The sequence below is a fragment of the Colwellia sp. KS18-150 genome (assembly GCF_057551365.1).
Genome location: NZ_BAAJMC010000008.1, coordinates 140,319 through 158,617, shown reverse-complemented (window position 1 = coordinate 158,617; position 18,299 = coordinate 140,319). Strand labels below are relative to the sequence as shown.

The 18,299-nt window shown below is 36.2% G+C and carries 15 protein-coding genes; 10 read left to right on the top strand and 5 right to left on the bottom strand.

Annotated features, from left to right (window positions below):
- Positions 1–127 precede the first annotated feature (127 nt).
- From AC27IF_RS12200 to AC27IF_RS12170, 7 genes are all read left to right on the top strand, one after another.
- A complete protein-coding gene (locus AC27IF_RS12200) occupies positions 128–1,009 on the top strand; it encodes a universal stress protein (RefSeq protein ID WP_487054608.1) in 882 nt (293 codons plus the stop codon).
- Between the two features lie 119 nt (positions 1,010–1,128).
- On the top strand, positions 1,129–2,016 hold the full coding sequence (locus AC27IF_RS12195; RefSeq protein WP_487054607.1) for a dienelactone hydrolase family protein: 888 nt from the start codon (positions 1,129–1,131) through the stop codon (positions 2,014–2,016).
- 189 nt (positions 2,017–2,205) lie between these two features.
- Positions 2,206–3,492: a hypothetical protein gene (locus tag AC27IF_RS12190; protein WP_487054606.1), complete on the top strand. Its 1,287-nt coding sequence runs from the start codon at positions 2,206–2,208 to the stop codon at positions 3,490–3,492.
- A 3-nt stretch (positions 3,493–3,495) separates the two neighbouring features.
- Positions 3,496–4,470 carry a substrate-binding periplasmic protein gene (locus AC27IF_RS12185; RefSeq protein ID WP_487054605.1) on the top strand — a complete coding sequence of 325 codons (975 nt, stop codon included), beginning with the start codon at positions 3,496–3,498 and terminating at the stop codon, positions 4,468–4,470.
- Positions 4,467–5,033, top strand: a complete 567-nt coding sequence (locus AC27IF_RS12180; RefSeq protein ID WP_487054604.1) for a CBU_0592 family membrane protein — start codon at positions 4,467–4,469, stop codon at positions 5,031–5,033. Before AC27IF_RS12185 ends, AC27IF_RS12180 begins: the two co-directional genes overlap by 4 nt.
- Before the next feature lie 234 nt (positions 5,034–5,267).
- Positions 5,268–6,161, top strand: coding sequence for an SDR family NAD(P)-dependent oxidoreductase (locus tag AC27IF_RS12175; RefSeq protein WP_487054603.1), 894 nt, complete (start codon positions 5,268–5,270; stop codon positions 6,159–6,161).
- Between the two features lie 80 nt (positions 6,162–6,241).
- Positions 6,242–7,414, top strand: coding sequence for a saccharopine dehydrogenase family protein (locus AC27IF_RS12170; RefSeq protein ID WP_487054602.1), 1,173 nt, complete (start codon positions 6,242–6,244; stop codon positions 7,412–7,414).
- 211 nt (positions 7,415–7,625) lie between these two features.
- On the opposite strand, the gene AC27IF_RS12165 is transcribed toward AC27IF_RS12170, so the two are convergent.
- From AC27IF_RS12165 to AC27IF_RS12145, 5 genes are all read right to left on the bottom strand, one after another.
- Positions 7,626–8,468: a DUF417 family protein gene (locus AC27IF_RS12165; protein WP_487054601.1), complete on the bottom strand. Its 843-nt coding sequence runs from the start codon at positions 8,466–8,468 to the stop codon at positions 7,626–7,628.
- 241 nt (positions 8,469–8,709) lie between these two features.
- The gene (locus AC27IF_RS12160; RefSeq protein WP_487054600.1) at positions 8,710–9,240 is read right to left on the bottom strand and encodes a PEP-CTERM sorting domain-containing protein; all 531 of its coding nucleotides are present in this window, start codon (positions 9,238–9,240) and stop codon (positions 8,710–8,712) included.
- 263 nt (positions 9,241–9,503) lie between these two features.
- Positions 9,504–10,070: a PEP-CTERM sorting domain-containing protein gene (locus AC27IF_RS12155; RefSeq protein ID WP_487054599.1), complete on the bottom strand. Its 567-nt coding sequence runs from the start codon at positions 10,068–10,070 to the stop codon at positions 9,504–9,506.
- A gap of 369 nt (positions 10,071–10,439) precedes the next feature.
- Positions 10,440–12,212 carry a tetratricopeptide repeat-containing diguanylate cyclase gene (locus AC27IF_RS12150; RefSeq protein ID WP_487054598.1) on the bottom strand — a complete coding sequence of 591 codons (1,773 nt, stop codon included), beginning with the start codon at positions 12,210–12,212 and terminating at the stop codon, positions 10,440–10,442.
- A gap of 208 nt (positions 12,213–12,420) precedes the next feature.
- On the bottom strand, positions 12,421–12,906 hold the full coding sequence (locus AC27IF_RS12145; RefSeq protein WP_487054597.1) for a VOC family protein: 486 nt from the start codon (positions 12,904–12,906) through the stop codon (positions 12,421–12,423).
- A 128-nt stretch (positions 12,907–13,034) separates the two neighbouring features.
- Between AC27IF_RS12145 and AC27IF_RS12140 the strand changes: the two genes are divergently transcribed.
- The 3 genes from AC27IF_RS12140 to AC27IF_RS12130 all read left to right on the top strand — a co-directional run bounded on the left by AC27IF_RS12140 (position 13,035) and on the right by AC27IF_RS12130 (position 18,218).
- A complete protein-coding gene (locus tag AC27IF_RS12140) occupies positions 13,035–13,943 on the top strand; it encodes a LysR family transcriptional regulator (RefSeq protein WP_487054596.1) in 909 nt (302 codons plus the stop codon).
- Positions 13,944–14,516: 573 nt separating this feature from the next.
- Entirely contained in the window at positions 14,517–17,795 is a 3,279-nt protein-coding gene (locus tag AC27IF_RS12135; protein WP_487054595.1) for an nSTAND1 domain-containing NTPase, read from the top strand.
- 27 nt (positions 17,796–17,822) lie between these two features.
- Positions 17,823–18,218, top strand: a complete 396-nt coding sequence (locus tag AC27IF_RS12130; protein ID WP_487054594.1) for a DP-EP family protein — start codon at positions 17,823–17,825, stop codon at positions 18,216–18,218.
- Positions 18,219–18,299: the final 81 nt, after the last annotated feature.

The window sequence follows — 18,299 nt, the reverse complement described above, 5'->3', positions numbered from 1 at the left end:
CTTCTAGCGAGGATAAAATGTTATCGATTCTAGACTAGAATTAATCATTTACTTTGGGTATTTCAAAGTAAATGACAAACACCAAACCGCTGAACATCAATCATTACAAATGTAGTGAGGTACACCTATGCAAACTTACGAAAATATATTAGTGGTAATCGAAGAGCAAAACTTTGTTAGTAAAGCCATATATAGGGCGATAAATTTAGTAAAACGCTCGAAGGGTAAACTGAATATTCTTCTACTTAGAAACAATTCGACATTAAATCGATTTAGTCACTATTTAACATTAAAGGGTAAAAGTAATATTAACGGAAAGTTAAAAGGAAAAACTACTTCGCTGCAGAAATTAATCTTAAAATTAAAAGGTGATGGTATAAATGTCGCGGATAAACTCATTACTTGTGATCATTACTCGGGTATTTTACGAGAAGCGTCAGGAAATGGTATAGATACTGTTATTCTTGCTGCCTCCAAAAGAGATTTTTGGGATACCTATCAATTAAACACCATTGACTCATATCTGATTGGGCATTGCCCATACCCATTGATGATTATAAAAGATCATGATTGGCAACCTGGCGGTAATATTCTATCGGCTGTGGAAGTGTTTAATAATAATCCGGAACATCATGAGTTAACGATAAAGGTATTAGAGGAATCAGAGCACTTTAGTCAACTTATTGGTGGTAATTGCCATATTGTTGATTGTTACTATGGTGAAGACTCCGACATGTATTTTGAATCATCAAAAAGTGAATGCAATAAAGATTATCACTTATCAATGATGAAGGAGTATTGTTCTAATTACCACTTACCTTTTGAGAGTGCTCATTTATCGCAAGAGCTTCCTGAGAATGCCATTACTCAATTATCTGCTGAGATTGATTCAGAGTTAATTATTTTGGGTGACTGTGGACATCGAAATTTAATCAATACTTTTTCGGTGCATGTATCAGAGGAAGTGCTTAATAAAGTAAATTGTGATTTGTTGGTACTTAAACCTTAATTGAATAGTCGTTATAGCTCTGTCTTTACTCTTTATTAATTAGATTGCTCGTTTTTAATCCAATCGATATGATGATATAAACAAGTAATTAATTGAGCTTTTTATGATTAGGAGTAAACATGAAATCTGAAACAACGAATATTCCTCAAGAGGCATTTGATTGGTACGACGATTATGCTCACGGCGGGATGGACAGGCGAACTTTTATCAAGAAGCTAGGTACCTTAGTCGCTGTGGGTTATTCCATGAGTGTTTTAACCTCGGCATTATTACCAAATTACGCTTTAGCAGAGCAAGTCTCATTTAATGATGATGAAATCAAAGCAAGTTATGAAAACTTTGAGTCACCGTTAGGGCACGGAAAGGGTAAAGGCTATTTAGTTACTCCAACGAATTTCAAAGGTAAATTACCTGTTGTATTGGTTATTCATGAAAATAGGGGGCTTAACCCTTACATCAAAGATGTTGCTAGACGATTAGCCAAAGCGGGCTTTTTAGCTTTTGCTCCCGATGCGTTATACCCCTTAGGTGGTTATCCCGGTAATGATGATGAAGGCAGGGCAATGCAGAAATCATTGGACCGAGCTAAAATTCAGCATGATTTTGTCGCTGCTGCTAATTATTTAAAAGCGCACGAGCTGAGTAATGGTAAGCTAGGTGCTGTCGGGTTTTGCTTTGGTGGCTATATTGTTAATTATCTTGCGGCAATAGACTCTAATTTGTTATCAGCTGGTGTTCCTTTTTACGGTACTCCGGCTAAAAAAGAGTTAAGAAAAAATATTAAGGCACCTCTGTTAATTCAACTTGCTGAGCTTGATGAAAGAGTCAATAAGTCATGGCCAGATTATAAAGCAGAGCTAACACAACTAGGCGTACCATTTAAAATGCATATGTATAACAATGCTAAGCATGGCTTTCATAATGACTCGACAGCAAGGTTTGATAAAACTAATGCAGAGCTTGCATGGCAAAGAACAATAAAGTTCTTTGAAGAAAACTTAGCCTAGTTTACTTAAATATCTCCTCAGAGCTCCCTAAGTCGTAAATGCCTTTAGGGAGCCTATAATATTTTATCTTAAAACTGTCTAATATTAGAAAAAATTGTAATTAAATTGATCGCTACGTCATTGTTTTATGTATATTTAATAACTTTCTGTTAGTATAATTTTAATTATAAAAGTATTAGTGGTATCTCTTTGTCTCAAATTAAATTTCGTGGTATTGCCCCTATCCATTCGCCACTCAGTTTACGCCTTGGTGTTGATCAATTTTCTCCTCAACTGATTAAGTCATTAAAAACCATTGATTTAAATGGCTTTATAGATAAAAACGGTAATCAAGTTCAATCAAGTTGGCAGGGAAATTTTTTACATTTAGGAGGTCAACAAAACGAAGATAGGCAGTATTTGTCCACGGAGCAGAATTCCAAAGACATTCGCCTGATGTCTTGGTCACCTGTAGATAATGACAATATTATTTTCCATGTTTTTGCTAATCATATCGCAATTGCAGAAGCAGAAGTTAGTATCGATATTAATGAGCTTACCACGTCGTTTGATACCACTAATGCATTGGTAAAATATCTAGAGCAATGTGTTCAAGATAAAGCGAAAGCGCAAGTAGATGAATATTTTGTCTATTTTTGTCAGGACTTACAACAGCTTCACCAGCAACTTTCACAAGAGTTTGTATATTCAGCTACTAACCTCAACAACAATAGCAGCTGGGTTGCTAGAACAATACTTATTGATGATAAGCAATTAGCTCAACAGGAGATAGCAAATATCTTAACTGTGTGGTTAAAGAAAACCACTCGACCTGAAGATGCGGCTGATATTATTGCAGGTAAAAAAGATTATTCGATGACTTGGCTTAATTATGCGGTAAAAGATGCCAGACCTTTAGGTGAAGATCCTTATATTCAAATCATGGTACTAGCTCAGTACTACTATGTATCTCAAGAGCACTGTAATAGCTCGTTACGTGGTGCTATTGAAATAGCTTATGGGCATGTGAAAAAGCAAAGAATTGATAAAAAACTTGCTAATACACGTACTGCTTGCAGGCTTAACCAAATTAGTTTTTATGAAAACATTAAGTTTTTAAATAGACCAAATCGTGCTTTGCTTGAAAATATTCTTGATGGTTGGAAATTTAACCAACTGGTTGAAAACTCAGAAAGAATGATTGAAATTTGTGATGCCAGAATTCAAGAAGAAGATAATAAAAAGCGAGAAAGAAGTACCGTAATGACAGACTTTTTACTTGTCGCATTAAGCTTTTTTGCCGTGTTTGAATTATCACTATATTTAACTGAGTTTAGTCGTGAAATGATGAGCCGGCCTGCGTTAGATTATAACGACAGTAAAAGCTCATATTTTTTAGGGATCATTGCCGAAATTGATGCTGATATTATGTTTTCGCTAGGATTTGGTCTTACCTTATTACTTATTATTGTATATCGATACATCAAACGAAACTAAATTATGAAAATTATTTTATTTATTCTCCTATTATTCCCTAGTTTTTGTTGGGCAAATTCTATTTCAATCGCTACTAACGAGTGGGCTCCTTATATTAATGCTGAAAAGAAACCGTTAGGCACTGCTGCGGATCTACTCAAACAAGTACTTGGACAAAATGAAATACAGATTGATTGGCAATATAAAAATTATGATTTAGCATTTGAGTTAGTTGCTAGTGGAAAACAGCAACTTGCTTATCCGTACTTTAAAACAGCTGATCGAGAAGCTCGTGCTTTGTTTTCAGAGCCCGTATTTAGCGTAACTAATCATATCTATTACAATCGCCAACACGAAAGTAAGTTAAATATTTCGCAACTTGAAAAACATAAATTTGGTCGAGTTGCAGGATATAGTTATGGCCAATTAATTGATGCCTATCTTAGTGAAGCGACAACGTTTTCAAGTGAAAAAGAAGCATTAGAAAGTTTGTTTAAAAATGAAATTGATTTTCTGCCAATGACAGAAAGTGTTATGAATACTCTATTAAACGATACCTACCGTGATCAAGCGTTATTGATTAAAAAGCTTAACGATATTTCTGGGAAAGACACCCTTCATATTATCGCCCCTAAATCAGCAAAGGGCAGAGTAGTCATTGATACAGTGAATGAGCTTTTGCACCAAGTAAAAGAAATACAAAGCTTACAACTATCTACTGTTGAGCGATTTAAAACCAAAGATATTGCCCGTTTAATTGCTGCTGAAGGTTACCCTGTTATTGTTGGACAAAAATCACTTAATAACGTAACAGATTATTATACGTTACCGCAGGGGACTCGTGTGTTAATTTTAAGTTGGAGCGATAAAATTTTGAGCCCATCTAACACTGATCGCCTTTACAAAAGTATGATTGATTTAAGTCATGTCGTGATCTTAAATGGGCCTCATGTTGGCAAAGAGCTTTACGTTAAAAATATGCACCTAGAGATTCAATGATGGTTGTTGCTTTAGGTTGGTTAGGCTCAGTTTTATACTTAATAAATCATGGTTATATTTCAGTAGTAAAAAACTGGCAGCCAAAAATATATTATGCGGGTAATTTCATCGCTGCTATATCTTTGGTGATCAGCTCAATATTCGTATTATCGTATCAAGCGGTAGTAATTAACGGGTTTTGGGCTTTAATTTCTATTATGTTGCTCGTAAATATTGATGTTTCAAAAATCCCCTTATCTAAAAAGTTGTTCAATATTGGCTTAATTTTAATTCTTGCTTGGATAATATATGTAGGTTTTCAATATGGTGTAGCTTCATCAAATCTACATGTGTTTTTAGGATGGTCATCAACTTATGTTTTTTGCTTATCTTATTTTTTATTTAGCAGTAAAAAAGTAAGTCATTTCAAATATTTACTTCTTAATGTTTATGCTGCCTGTGCATTGTTGCCTCTATTATGGACTCAACAAAATTGGCCTGTGTTTAGCCTAGAAGTTTGTTGGGCGTTAATCTCAGCTTATGGTGTATTAAAACGCATTGAGCAAGTGCATTTAATCGATTAGCTCCTTAAACACCATTCTTACACATATATAATCCCCCTCTATAAATCCTTATTTAACTCATTATTAGCGTAGTTCATAATTATTAAACCCAAGAATATATAAGTTTTACTTTATTAGTGAAACTTATAAGTCTGTATTCAAAATTAGCATTTTTGCTTTGATTTTTCTTATGGGAAGATATTGTCTACTTTTGTAGAGCATTATTGCCCATTAAAATATAAAAAGGTCGAAGTTATGAGTCAATTTTCAGGAAAGACAGTCGTTATCAGTGGTGGTGCAGAGGGGATTGGCTTTGGCATTGCACAAGCTATGGCTAAACAAGGTATGAATATCGTCCTAGGAGATATTGACGCTAAACAGTTGGACATAGCTCGCTCATCGCTAGAAAGTGAAGGGGCAAATGTGTTAACGGTTATAATGGATGTTACCGATCTTAATCAATGGAAAAATGTTGCTGACCAAGCCATCGAGCGATTTGGTAAAGTTAATATGTTAGTGAATAATGCCGGTGTTGGCAGTATTCCAGGAGTTATAGAACAAACCGATGATAAAGATTGGCGCTGGGTACTCGATGTTAACCTGATGGGGGTAATTTATGGGGCACAAACCATGGTGCCTTTAATGAAACAACATGATGAACCATGTTGGATAGTCAATGTAGCCTCTATGGCGGGAATGATGGGTGTTCCTACTGCTGGCGCATATACGGCAACTAAAGTGGCTGTAGTTGGCATGTCAGAAAGTTGGTACGCTGAATTAAAGCCACACAATATCCAAGTATCAGTACTTTGCCCAGCTTTTGTGAAAACTCGTATTAACTTATCTAACAGAAATAAACCTGAAGAGTTAAAAGGAGATAAAGAAAAAGAGGCGGGTATGTCTAACAGTTCTTCTGCCGCTAAACATATGCAAAATGTTATTGATAACGGTTTATCACCTGTAGTGGTAGGTGAACGTGTAGTAGAAGCTATAACTAATAAAGAGTTGTATATTTTTACCCATCCTAATTATCGTCAAGTCATTCAAAAGCGCTTTAAAGCGATAGATGATGCTTTTGCTCGTTCAGAAAAAAGCCCATTATTAACAAGTGTATTAGATGAAGAAGTGGCGTTGTATTCTAAACCTTAACAATTGAAAATTATTGTATAGATAGAGCTTATTTTAATGGTAATAAGCTTTATTAATGAATTATTAAAAGGAAAATTAGCATGACTGATAAAAAATTTGGAATTGTTGTCTACGGGGCTACAGGTTATACCGGGCGATTAGTATGTGAATATTTAAATAAACAGTATGGTATAGATGGTGAAGTTAATTGGGCAATGGCTGGACGAAGTGAAGAAAAGCTAGCGCTGGTACGTGACGAAATGGGAATTCCAGCGGATGTCCCCTTTGTGATTGCTGATGCGGAAGAGCAATCTTCAGTTAAAGCTATGGTTGCGAGCACACAAGTTGTGCTAACTACCGTTGGTCCTTATCAAAAATATGGTAGTGATCTCGTTAAGCTTTGTAGCGAATTTGGCACAGATTATGTGGACTTATGCGGTGAGCCAGCATGGATGCATGAAATGATTGCAAAATATGCTGAGACTGCCAAAGAAAGTGGCGCACGTATAGTATTTTCATGTGGCTTTGACTCCGTACCGTTTGATTTAGGTGTACATTTTTTACAAAATCATGCGTTAGAAAAGCTTTCAAAGCCAATGCCTCGTATTAAAGGTCGTGTTAGGGCAATGAAAGGAACATTCTCAGGCGGCACATTAGAAAGCTTTCGATTAACCGTTAAAGCTGCCGCTAACAATCCAGCTTTAGTGGATGTATTGTCAAATCCATTTTCTCTTACTGAAGCATTTACTGGCCCTAAACAACCCTCAGGTTTAGCACCTATTTTCGAAGATGAGCTAAATAGTTGGTCGACTCCCTTTGTGATGGCGACCATAAATACTAAAAACATACACCGTAGTAACTATTTGCTTGCTCACCAATATGGCGATGATTTTATTTATGATGAGATGATGCTTACTGGCTCAGGCCCAAAAGGTGAGGCAATGGCAAAAATGGTTGCCGAAGATAAATCTATGGCTAATGATCCAATGAAACCGGGGGAAGGGCCGTCTAAAGAGTCTCGTGAAACTGGCTTTTATGATGTGTTATTCATCGGCTCTAATGAAAATGGCGAGTCGTTAATGGCGAGTGTTAAGGGAGATAAAGATCCAGGTTATGGCTCCACATGTAAAATGATCAGCGAGAGTGCAATTTGTTTAATGAAAAATTTAGAATTAGCAAGTGGTGGAATTTGGACTCCTGCCTCAGCGATGGGCTCTTCTTTAATTGAACGCTTGGAAAAACATGCTGGTTTAACTTTTCAGATCGAAAGTTAATAACTTAACTATATGATCACATATAAAAAAAGCACCATTATTAGGTGCTTGTTATTGTGCGTCATTGCTTTTGTAAATTAGTCTGACACAAGAGATAACCCATTTGTTATCCTATATTTTATCTGTTTAAAAATATAAGGAACAACAAAAAGTGATAAAGCTAGGCTGGTCACTTTTGTAATAAACCTCACTTTAGCTAGCAATTACACACTTAAGTGTTAAGCGCTTTTGGCCTACTCATTTCCCAGATCACCGCAAGGTTAGCAATATACCAAAGATCTTTGATAATAAACTGGCTCAATCCTGTTAATATGGTGCTTTCATCAAAACCACTGCCAGTGGTAAAAATAAACGTTTGTGTAACTAAAAATACTGTAGCGGCTCCTAATATACCAATAATAATAAGTTTTCGTTGAGCAAAGTATAAACCTGCAGCTAACAATGCCGTGATAAGCCAATCATAAGCACCAATGACATTAGATGTTTCTTGTATTGACCATATTGAATACATCCAAGACATAAAAGGTGAAGTACTGACAAGAGACTCAATACCTTTCGCCTCAAATTCATAAAACTTTAAACCGCCAATCCAAATTAGCACTGATGCAACGGCGATAAAATTAAACCATTTATGTTGTGATTGACTAAAAGAGTCTTTAAAAAACAAATAGGCAATTAGCGGTAATAAAGCAAAGTACTTAATTATGCCTTGGCCAGAGCCGAGAATTGGAAATCCACCCAGTGATGCTATCCAACGCTCTTCACTTAATAAAGTAATAAGTGGGACTATGCTTATCAGTAATAGTAAAACAATAGCAAGCTTATTGAATACCGGTTTCGATGCAGCAAGAAGTGAAGATATAGCGGCTGATACATAAATAGCACCAGTTACAAGACTCATCATCTCAGGGCTAAAAATATCATTCAGCTGAAAAAAGCTAAATAGGGTACCAATACCTTTATTATTACCACCCAACATGAAAGAGATACCCAGCAAGCTTAAACTTACTAAAAGCAAAGTATTTACGTAAGGGCGTGCATCAAATTGTTTCATATATTATTACCTACTCATTTATCATTGGCGTAAAAGACCTTTAGGTGATGATAAAAATTTCAGAGTTTATAAATTTAAAACATTATTGCGAAATTTTGATAGTTAAATATTAGAACAAGATATTGAAAATAAATAGATATTTAAAGAAAAAATATTAACTTGAGTGTTGAAATAAGAAGTGAAAAGGCAATAAAAAAGCACCAGTAAATGGTGCTTTAAAATTATTACATGATTTAGTTGTTTATTTTTTAGCGCGGCGAGCAGCTAAACCCATAATACCTAAGGCGAAAATGGCAAGGGTAGAAGGCTCAGGAACTTCAGCATTAACAGTTCTTTGAAATACATAATTAACATTCGAATTAGAGTGATCAGTTATATATGCAGACCAATCACCTTGACCAGAACCTTCCCAATTATATAAACCATTACCATTTATATCGACGATAATATCTTCAGCTAAAACATGATTACTTTGTCCGTAACCATCATAGTTAGCCATATGATTTACTAGACCAGTATCCAAAGTACTTAATGCATAAAGCATATTCATAGCCAGCACACCGAAAACTTCTTCAGCAGCATCTAAACCATTAAATAACTCAACAGTTGGACTCCAATTAGGCCCATCATTTACTTGAAAAGATCCGACATATTCCCAAGATACATTATCAGCATCTAAATAATTATCACCTACGATTAATCCTGCGTTAGCGAAACCACTAACAGATAACACTAAACCAGCTAAAGCTGCTTTTAACATTTTTAAATTCATTATTAAATACCTTTTAAATCAAATTTACAGTTGAGTAACATGTGTTAATGTTGTGTAGCATAAAGTTAATGTTGTGTAGCATAAAATGCGCCACATATATAAATCTATTATTTATCAATTGCTTATGTTTTTATCAGTTATTCCTAAGATTATATTGTAAAAATTTCAGACAATTAACTCTCCTATGGATAAAGCTTAATTCATTCAGGCAATAAAAAAGCACCAGTAAATGGTGCTTTAAAATTATTACATGATTTAGTTGTTTATTTTTTAGCGCGGCGAGCAGCTAAACCCATAATGCCTAAGGCGAAAATGGCAAGGGTAGAAGGCTCAGGAACTTCAGCTGCATATGAATATAACACAGTGTTTGACTGTTGATCTCCAGCCCAACCCCAAATGATGTCAAATTGAGGATCTAAAGCTGATGTATTTAAATAATTATTACCTAAAGTTAGTGTGATCGTTTTATTTGAAACGGTAGCTCCAGTTAGGTCACCTGTATACTGGCTCCAAGAATATGGTTCATTGTTATTATAACCATTCCAAACACCTGTATAGCCTTGATTATCAAATGAAAATGAATCAAAAACGGCAGCAGACCATGAGTTTTGACTAGTTGCATTTACGCCTGCCCATATATCGCCATAATACTCTATGCCGAAACCTTGAAGTTGAGAAGGTGACGAGTAACCAGTTAAATCACCTTCTACAGTAAAAGTTATAGAAGATGAGTCAAAACTCACATTTGAAAAAATCAAACCAGCATTGGCAAAACTACTGACAGATAAAACTAAACCAGCTAAAGCTGCTTTTATCATTCTTATATTCATTTTGAACCCCTTTAAAATACAATTAGAAGTGTATTACATATGTTAACAGTATGTATGCAAAAAGTCGTCCATATTAATAAATCTTTTATTTTTCAAATTGTTAACTTTTTGTTGCTGGGCGTAAAATGAGAAGTAGTAAAATTATCTGACACCTAACTGGTATTAACATATATATTTGAACTGATCGATGGGCATAAATAACACCAAACAATGATACTTATTTTTAGCTTGTGAGCTCTAGGCGTAATAAACAACTAATACTATAGCTAGCACTAATAATTGAGAAAAACTCAACTATAAAAGTCTCACTAACTTTACAGCTTTAATTTTTATGAATCTTCTACGTAGAAATCTGTAACGCAATTAAATTTAACCAAATGCGACAACTTTATTTCGTCCTCGTTCTTTCGCCTGATAGAGTGCAATGTCAGCCTGCTTATATAATTCATCGTAATTGGCTTGTTTCATATTGCTATATGACAAACCAATACTGGTGGTGACTTGTTGCTCAAAAGAGCTCGACATATTTGCTACGCTTTCTCTAACTCTATTTGCAAACTTTTGTGCTGCTTCCACTGATGTACCTGGCACTAAGATAACAAACTCTTCACCACCTATACGGGCGAATAGATCGTCTTTACGGCAAAGGCTCTTCACCGTATCAGCTAGAGTAATAAGGATAGCGTCACCAACATCGTGACCAAAACCATCGTTTATATCTTTAAACTTATCAATGTCTAATAACAAGAAAGCCATAGATAAATCTTGCCCACTAAATTGATTAAGTTGTCGGTCAAGGTATCGGCGATTACCAATATTGGTCAGAGGGTCTGTTTCTGACGCAGTTTTCAACACTTTATTGGTAGCTTCTAATCGCGCAATAGCCTGTTTTCTTAGCTGTAAGCTAAGGAATAATACTAAGGCAACAAGTGAAACGACAATAATACCTAACAAATAAAGAGATGATTTTTTCGACTCACGCTCACTCACCAGTAATGCTTCTTGTAGCTTTATGTAATCTCGCTCCATTTGTAATTGGCTCTCAAGTTTTTTCACTAAGCCGTCTTGTGTTAGTGGCTGAATTTGATTTCGGCGTTCAATGTATTCAGCTTGCACTTTAGCTGCTGCTTTAAAATTCCCTAAATGTAACTCTAATTTAGCTAAATTCGCGTATAGAGCCATTTCACTTTCAACGGATGTTTTATCTTTTACTTTAACAATGCCTAGGCGATAAATATCGATAGCTTCTGGAAACCGCTCCTGAAGAGTTAACACATCAGCAAACCCTAAATAAGCTGCGGCAACTGCCGGCGGGTAGGATCCAGCCTTTGCATCATTAATAACAAATTTATATTGCTGTATCGCTTGCGAGTAATTCTTTTGAAGCTTTGAAATATGCGCCAAGTTCACTAGTACTTCACTATAGGTAAAATCACTAATAACGTTTTCTTGTGCTAAAACATGTTGTAGTTTTTGCTTTGCCATTGATAATTTTCCAGCCGATAAATAGGAAACTCCTAACCCAACTGTTGCATTCATCTCCCATTCAATCTGACCTAATCGTTGCTCTATCTCTATAGATTTCTCAAAATGTTTTGCGGCATCAACATAGTCACCTTGGGCGATAAATACATTACCAATATTGTTATAGACCTTCGCTAAATCGCTTTGCTGATCACTTTCTTTAGCATAAAGCATTGCTTCAATGTAATACTTCATGGCATTTTCATAATCAATTATTAACTCATAAAATACGCCCATTGCACGATACGATACTGAAAGAAGGTGCAAATCCTTTGTGCTATTGGCAACATTCATGGCTTTATTTAGGTTTATAAATGCCTTGTTATTCAGTCCTTGATACATTTGCGCCTGACCTAACAACCTCAAAAGTTTTGCACGGCTTAAATCATCAGAAAATTTAACTGATAAAGGTAATCCTTGAGTAGAGTAATGTATTGACTGTTCTGGGTTTAGGTACAAAAAATGTGAGGCGAGTTTAATTAATGGGGCTATTCTTTTTTTATCTTCAAGCGGTATTTCAATTAACTGTTTTTTCAATTCATCTACAGTCGAAGCTTTAGATGCTCCAGAGGGAAAAATAAAAATAAGCAGGAAGAATATATAACTAGATCTAGACATTCATTTGTCATCATAAAAAAATAATATCTAGGTTAACAATTAATCAATGAAAAAATATACAAATATCTCAAAAAGTTGTCTTACATCATTCATACAAGAAGATTCTCAAAGTTGGTGCTGTTTACATTTCTAATTACTAGCCTATTACCGACACATATAAAAGGCTACTCTCGGTAGCCTTCAAATAATTTATATAACGGGAAGAACATTACTCATAATCAGAAGCATAAGTTTCTTCATATGAATGAGAGTACAGTTCAAATAAGTTGCCGAACGGGTCTTCTAAGTAAACCATTTTAGCTGGTTTGCTGTCGTCTTCTGGGTGATAGCGGTGGATGTCCATTCTCACTTTGCCACCATATTGTTCAGTACGCGCCATTGCTCCTTCGAAATCATCGGTTTGAAGGCAAAAATGGAATATACCAATTCGTGAAAAATCAACTTCGTGACGCTCTTGACGTTCTTTCATTTCAAACATTTCCACACCAATGCCGTCAGTCGTAACCAAGTGAGCAATATTAAAACCTTTAAAACCTTCACCAAAAACAGCCACACACATTTTACCTATAGCTGTTTCACGCTCTTCTTTTATTTTAGTGTTACCCATTACAACTTTTAGACCAAGCGCTTTGGTATAAAACTCAACCGCTTTATCCATATCTCCAACCATGATACCTACGTGATTCATTTTCATAATTTACTCCAAACCTAGTTTTTTAATCTGTGATTTAATTGAATGAAGCTATTGTATGGGATTATTTTTATTATATTAAATTATCAATTATAATCAAAATGATAATTTATTGTTATGGATGGTTGGTGATGCTAAACCCTACTTGGTTAAATACCTTTGTAACGCTCGTTGATATGGGGCATTTTACAAAAACTGCTGAAAAGTTATTCATGACCCAACCTGGGGTAAGCCAGCATATTAGTAAACTTGAAAAGGCTTGTGGACATTCGTTAATTCGCAGAGAGAAAAAGAGCTTCGAAGTAACAGAGCAAGGCAAGTTAGTTTATCAATATGCTGGGCAATTAGTTAAAAATGAACAAGGGTTAATGGAGTTGTTAGCGTTCGATAACCCGTTTTCTGGAGATTGCACTTTAGCTTGCTCAGGTGCACTTGCACTGATGCTTTATCCTAAGTTATTGGATTTACAAGTTCAGCACCCCCAGCTTATTGTTAAACTAAAAGCAGCGCCTAATCATCAGATATTAAATGAAATACAAACGGGAATAATTGACCTTGGTATCATCACTGATGCGCCAATCCATAGCCTATTTGATGTAGTAGAGCTTGGCCGAGAAGAGCTTTGTTTAGTGCTGCCCGCCGCTGTAAAAGCTGACGTTTATGATAAAAAACTATTAACCGAGCTTGGTCTTATTGATCACCCAGATGCACAGCACTACCTATCTCTTTATTTAGCTCAAAGTCAAGAATCAGATTTTACTCACTTGAGTATAAAGGAGATCCCCGTTACTGGTTATGTCAATCAAATCAGCCAAATATTGCAACCTGTAGCTAAAGGTTTGGGGTTTACTGTATTACCAAAAAGTGCTGTTGATACTTTTCAAGAGCCTCAACAGTTAAAAATATTTAATCCCAAGAAACCAGTGATAGAAACTTTATATATGGTAAAAAAGAGAAATAGGGTACTACCATCACGCCTTGAAGTAGTGAAATCAATTTTACAGAAACACTTAGATGCTTTAGCCGTGTTCAAGGAATAAGGGATTTAGAGTGAATAAAGCACGTAATAGAACACATTATTACCATCAGACAAATTGATATTCTTAATATAGACAACTATTTACGGTATGCTTTATGTAAATAGAGGGCTTATAAAGTCTAAGTTCTACCACTTTATAAAAATAGCGTTTTCAACCCCTTCTAAGCTGTGAATTAGGCAATATGCAGCTAACTTTTATTCTTTGATGTGATCGTTAATACAAGAAAAGTGATGGGGTGAGGTCTAAACTGGACATAGAAAATGCAGAAAAGAGCTATAATTTCACAGCTGTAACCTGTTATTTAATTTATGATTTCTATTGTATATTAGTTTGTTATTTTGACGGTTAATATAATTAACCGTGTAATAGACAACATTAGCTTAATGTAATACAGTCGGCTAAACCTTGTTTTATTTTTTATTAAAAAATACACTATTTATCTTAGGGTTAGGGTCGTACTTTTATATGCATAAGAAACTTTAAACCATTAAACCATTAAACCATTAAACCGTTAAACCTTGACATCGAGTACAACATAGTAAGTTTATCTCTTGGCATGGATAGTGATTTCAAATGGAAGGTAGGCACTTTTTTCTAGGTGATTGGCAAGTTAATCCAAGATGTAATAACCTGCGTAAAGGTGATCTTGTTAAATTACTCGAACCTAAAGCAATGGATGTGTTGCTACTGCTCTGCGCGCAGCAAGGACAGGTATTAAGTAGCGATGAAATCGTTGAGCATTGTTGGCGTGATGTAGATATTGGTGATAACCCCGTACATAAAGCGATTAACCAAATACGTAAAGCACTTGGCGATGTACCAAGCAGACCAACCTATATAGCAACTATCCGTAAACGCGGTTATCACATTATCGCTGAGCTAAACTTTCCTCTAGATGACACCCTAAAAGCTGAAAAAAACAATTGGCATGGGGCATCTCCCTTTCCAGGTTTAGTAGCCTTTGAACCTAAAGATGCACAAATATTTTTTGGTCGTAACGAACAAGTCGAAACTCTGCTAGCGGGTTTATCTAAACAAGTGAACACCGGCCATGCTTTCTGCCTTATCCTTGGCCCCAGCGGAGTCGGAAAATCATCTTTGGTCAATGCTGGATTATTGCCGACCTTAACCAGAAAAAATGGCTACGACAGTATAGGTGTTGAATCTTATACCTGTATTGATTTTGCTGATATTTGTCATCAACGACTTTTTTTGGATTTAGCTTCAGCCATGCTCGACTGGGATGTTAACGACGAACCCGTTTTTAGTGGCATGAGCGCTGATCAATTAGCCCAACAACTACAATTTAACGATAAAGCATCAATTCAACAATGTGTTAACGCCCTTAAACAAAGCCAAAAAGGTTACAGCAAACCGCATTTTTTGTTGTTTATTGATCGCCTAGAAGTATTGTTATCGTCAGTCGTTTTTAGCGATGATGAACGTAATGTATTCCTCGATGTTATTGACAAGCTAGCCAGCAGCGGCGCGATAATTGTTATTAGCACCTGCCGCAACGACTTTTACCCTTTGGTCGCTAATTACCCAAGCTTAATGGTAAATAAAGGTAACGGCGCACATTTTGATTTGTTAGCGCCTACCCGTACGGAACTTTTGCAGATGATCCGCTTGCCCGCATTATCGGCCAATTTAACATGGTCAGTTGATGCCAATTCAGGGAGCCCCCTTGACCAAATGTTATGTGATGAAGCCGCCAATAACCCAGACGCATTACCCATGCTGCAATACACTTTACAAGAGCTATATTTGCAGCGCAGTAACGCGGATGAGTTACTGCTTTCTGTCTATATAGCATTAGGTGGTATTGCTGGAGCAATTGGTAAAAAAGCAGAGCAGGTTTATCAGCAGTTACCTAGTGAACAACAATCGCAATTATCTGTGGTGTTATCACGTCTAGTGACAGTAAGCCTTGACAGGGAAACAATCACAAGCCGTTCAGCCCGTTGGTCAGAATTATCCCAGTGCAGTGAAACCTCTTTTGTGCAGGCTATGGTTGATAGCCGCTTATTTGTCTCTCACTTACAAAATAACGCAGCGTGTTTTAGTTTGGCTCACGAAGCTTTATTAAGGCGTTGGCCAAGAGCCAATGATTGGATCAGTACTCACAAAGATAGTCTTGTCATCAAGAGTCGTTTACAACAATCTACTGAGAACTGGCTAAGGGAAGATAAAGGTTCGGCTTACTTATTACCGCAAGGAAAACCCCTAGAAGAAGCACTTAGCCTGCAACATATGCCGATGTTTACCTTAGATAGCAATGAACTGGCGTTAATTAATAGCTCACAACAAAAAGTGAAGAGCAAACGTAGGTTGAGGCGCTCAACGTTCGCTTTATTATGCATATTAACCTTAACCGCTATTTTGATGAGCGTAAAAAGCCAACAAGCAGAAGGCTTAGCTTTGCATAAACGTTTAGAAGCGGAAAGCCTATTGGGTTTTATGGTCGGCGAATTTGCTGATAAATTACGCAGTGTTAAACGTATGGATTTGCTCGATGGCATTAGTAATAAGGCCTTGGAATATTTTAGTCAGCAAGAAGACGATTACCACAATAATGCTTTGTTTTCATGGTCTGACAGCACACTTAACGTTAAAGCAAGGTTTCAGCATGCTCTGACATTAGGGGCCATGGGCGAGGTGGCATACTCTAGGGCTAAAGTAGATGAGGCTGAGCAGGGTTTTATTGCAGCTAAAGTTATTTTAGATAAGCTGTATATTGAGCAAGTTGATAATATTGAATTGTTAAAGGCCTTGGGCGCGAATGCGTTTTGGTTAGGTCAGTTGGCAACAGACGAGGCTGCGTTCACCAAAGCTATAATATTCTTTAAACTATATCTTCAATATAGCCAAAAAATGGTTGAATATTATCCTGATGATAAAGTCGCTCAACTTGAACTTTCGTATGCTTACCTCGCCATGGGTAGCGTTAATAGTAAGCTACATCACCCTAGTACCGCTAAAATCGCCTTCGAAAAAGCGCTTGATATTCAACAAGGGTTAATTAAAACGCTAAGCAAAGATGATATATCCCGCGCCGATATTGCCGATACACTAGAGTGGCTAGCTGAAACCGAAGAACAATTGGGTGATTTGCAACAGGCTAAGCAAACAAGAGAAAAAGTGCAAAAAATTCTTACCGCCTTGCTAAAAAGCCATGTTGACAATGGTGACTTATTAGAAGCCCAGGCTTACTCCTATTATAATCATGCCAATAATCTTTATTATTTAACTGATTATCTGTCGGCTTATAAAGCGATACTGTCATCTATTAGTCATTTTAAGGCAATGTTAAGCCAAGATCCTTCCAACAAAGTGTGGCAGTTACAACTGCTTAGCGCGCAAGCTTTTCAGCAATATTTGGCTACAATTACTCATATTGAGTCGTCAATGCCACTTACTAGCCTTGATGATTTTAAAATAATACTCAAAAGTGCAGAAACATCGTCTTCACTTATCGCCAGAATCATAAAAAACTATCAAATAAGTGAGCAGTGGCATATGGCGCAACAGGCAATCAATTTAGCCATTCCAAAAATTGAGACATTACTTGCAAATCACCCTAACAATCTTAAGCTAAGCTCTTCCTTAGCGAATACCTATTTAACACAAGCTAAACAAGTATCGAGTCATAAGGTTATTGAGCGTAACCAAGAAAAATTTAAAGCTTGTCAGCAGGCTATTTTAACAATACAGCCCTTTATTAGCACGTCCAGTAGCTATGAATTACTGCTGCCTTATGTGCAAGGCCACGCTTGTTTAGGTAAATTGATGGAGGTAGAAAGTTATGTTAATAGATTAACCAAAATGAAAGTCAGCAATTACCAATTTTAATTCACTAACCACAAAAATGGAGTAAATATGTTTCCACAAATAAAAAAAACCAAAACTCGCGTCGTTATAAATAAAGGCTCTAAACCATTCGTTGAATTTTATAATAATGAGACAAAATTATGGGACAAAGAGGTTACCTTAAACTTTAACCGTCAGGGCATGGCCATTTTTACTTTAAACATGGATAACACAGCAGAGCCCTACATCTTTTTTGGCGCAATACAAAAAACAGAGAATGGCGATTATCCAGATACTAATTGGGATTTCATGATCAACGGTGCAGGTAATACCCTCACTTTTAATAACGATTGTAAACACCAACAAAATATTGAAATCAAACTTTGTTTAATACCACGAGGTGACAACAATCCTTTAGATCAATTGGTTAGTGCCGACCCTAAGATTAGAAATAAACCTGACTAGCCTTTAGTTAAGTGCTTGCTAACAATCGATTTTAGCAGGCTATTTTACTCATAATCGAGCCAGTTTGATTGGTTTGACGCC

Bases quoted from the DNA above. Each gene is read 5' to 3' on its own strand.
- AC27IF_RS12200 (WP_487054608.1), top strand. From the start codon at position 128: ATGCAAACTTACGAAAATATATTAGTGGTAATCGAAGAGCAAAACTTT.
- AC27IF_RS12195 (WP_487054607.1), top strand. From the start codon at position 1,129: ATGAAATCTGAAACAACGAATATTCCTCAAGAGGCATTTGATTGGTAC.
- AC27IF_RS12185 (WP_487054605.1), top strand. From the start codon at position 3,496: ATGAAAATTATTTTATTTATTCTCCTATTATTCCCTAGTTTTTGTTGG.
- AC27IF_RS12180 (WP_487054604.1), top strand. From the start codon at position 4,467: ATGATGGTTGTTGCTTTAGGTTGGTTAGGCTCAGTTTTATACTTAATA.
- AC27IF_RS12175 (WP_487054603.1), top strand. From the start codon at position 5,268: ATGAGTCAATTTTCAGGAAAGACAGTCGTTATCAGTGGTGGTGCAGAG.
- AC27IF_RS12170 (WP_487054602.1), top strand. From the start codon at position 6,242: ATGACTGATAAAAAATTTGGAATTGTTGTCTACGGGGCTACAGGTTAT.
- AC27IF_RS12165 (WP_487054601.1), bottom strand. From the start codon at position 8,468: ATGAAACAATTTGATGCACGCCCTTACGTAAATACTTTGCTTTTAGTA.
- AC27IF_RS12160 (WP_487054600.1), bottom strand. From the start codon at position 9,240: ATGAATTTAAAAATGTTAAAAGCAGCTTTAGCTGGTTTAGTGTTATCT.
- AC27IF_RS12155 (WP_487054599.1), bottom strand. From the start codon at position 10,070: ATGAATATAAGAATGATAAAAGCAGCTTTAGCTGGTTTAGTTTTATCT.
- AC27IF_RS12150 (WP_487054598.1), bottom strand. From the start codon at position 12,212: ATGTCTAGATCTAGTTATATATTCTTCCTGCTTATTTTTATTTTTCCC.
- AC27IF_RS12145 (WP_487054597.1), bottom strand. From the start codon at position 12,906: ATGAAAATGAATCACGTAGGTATCATGGTTGGAGATATGGATAAAGCG.
- AC27IF_RS12140 (WP_487054596.1), top strand. From the start codon at position 13,035: ATGCTAAACCCTACTTGGTTAAATACCTTTGTAACGCTCGTTGATATG.
- AC27IF_RS12135 (WP_487054595.1), top strand. From the start codon at position 14,517: ATGGAAGGTAGGCACTTTTTTCTAGGTGATTGGCAAGTTAATCCAAGA.
- AC27IF_RS12130 (WP_487054594.1), top strand. From the start codon at position 17,823: ATGTTTCCACAAATAAAAAAAACCAAAACTCGCGTCGTTATAAATAAA.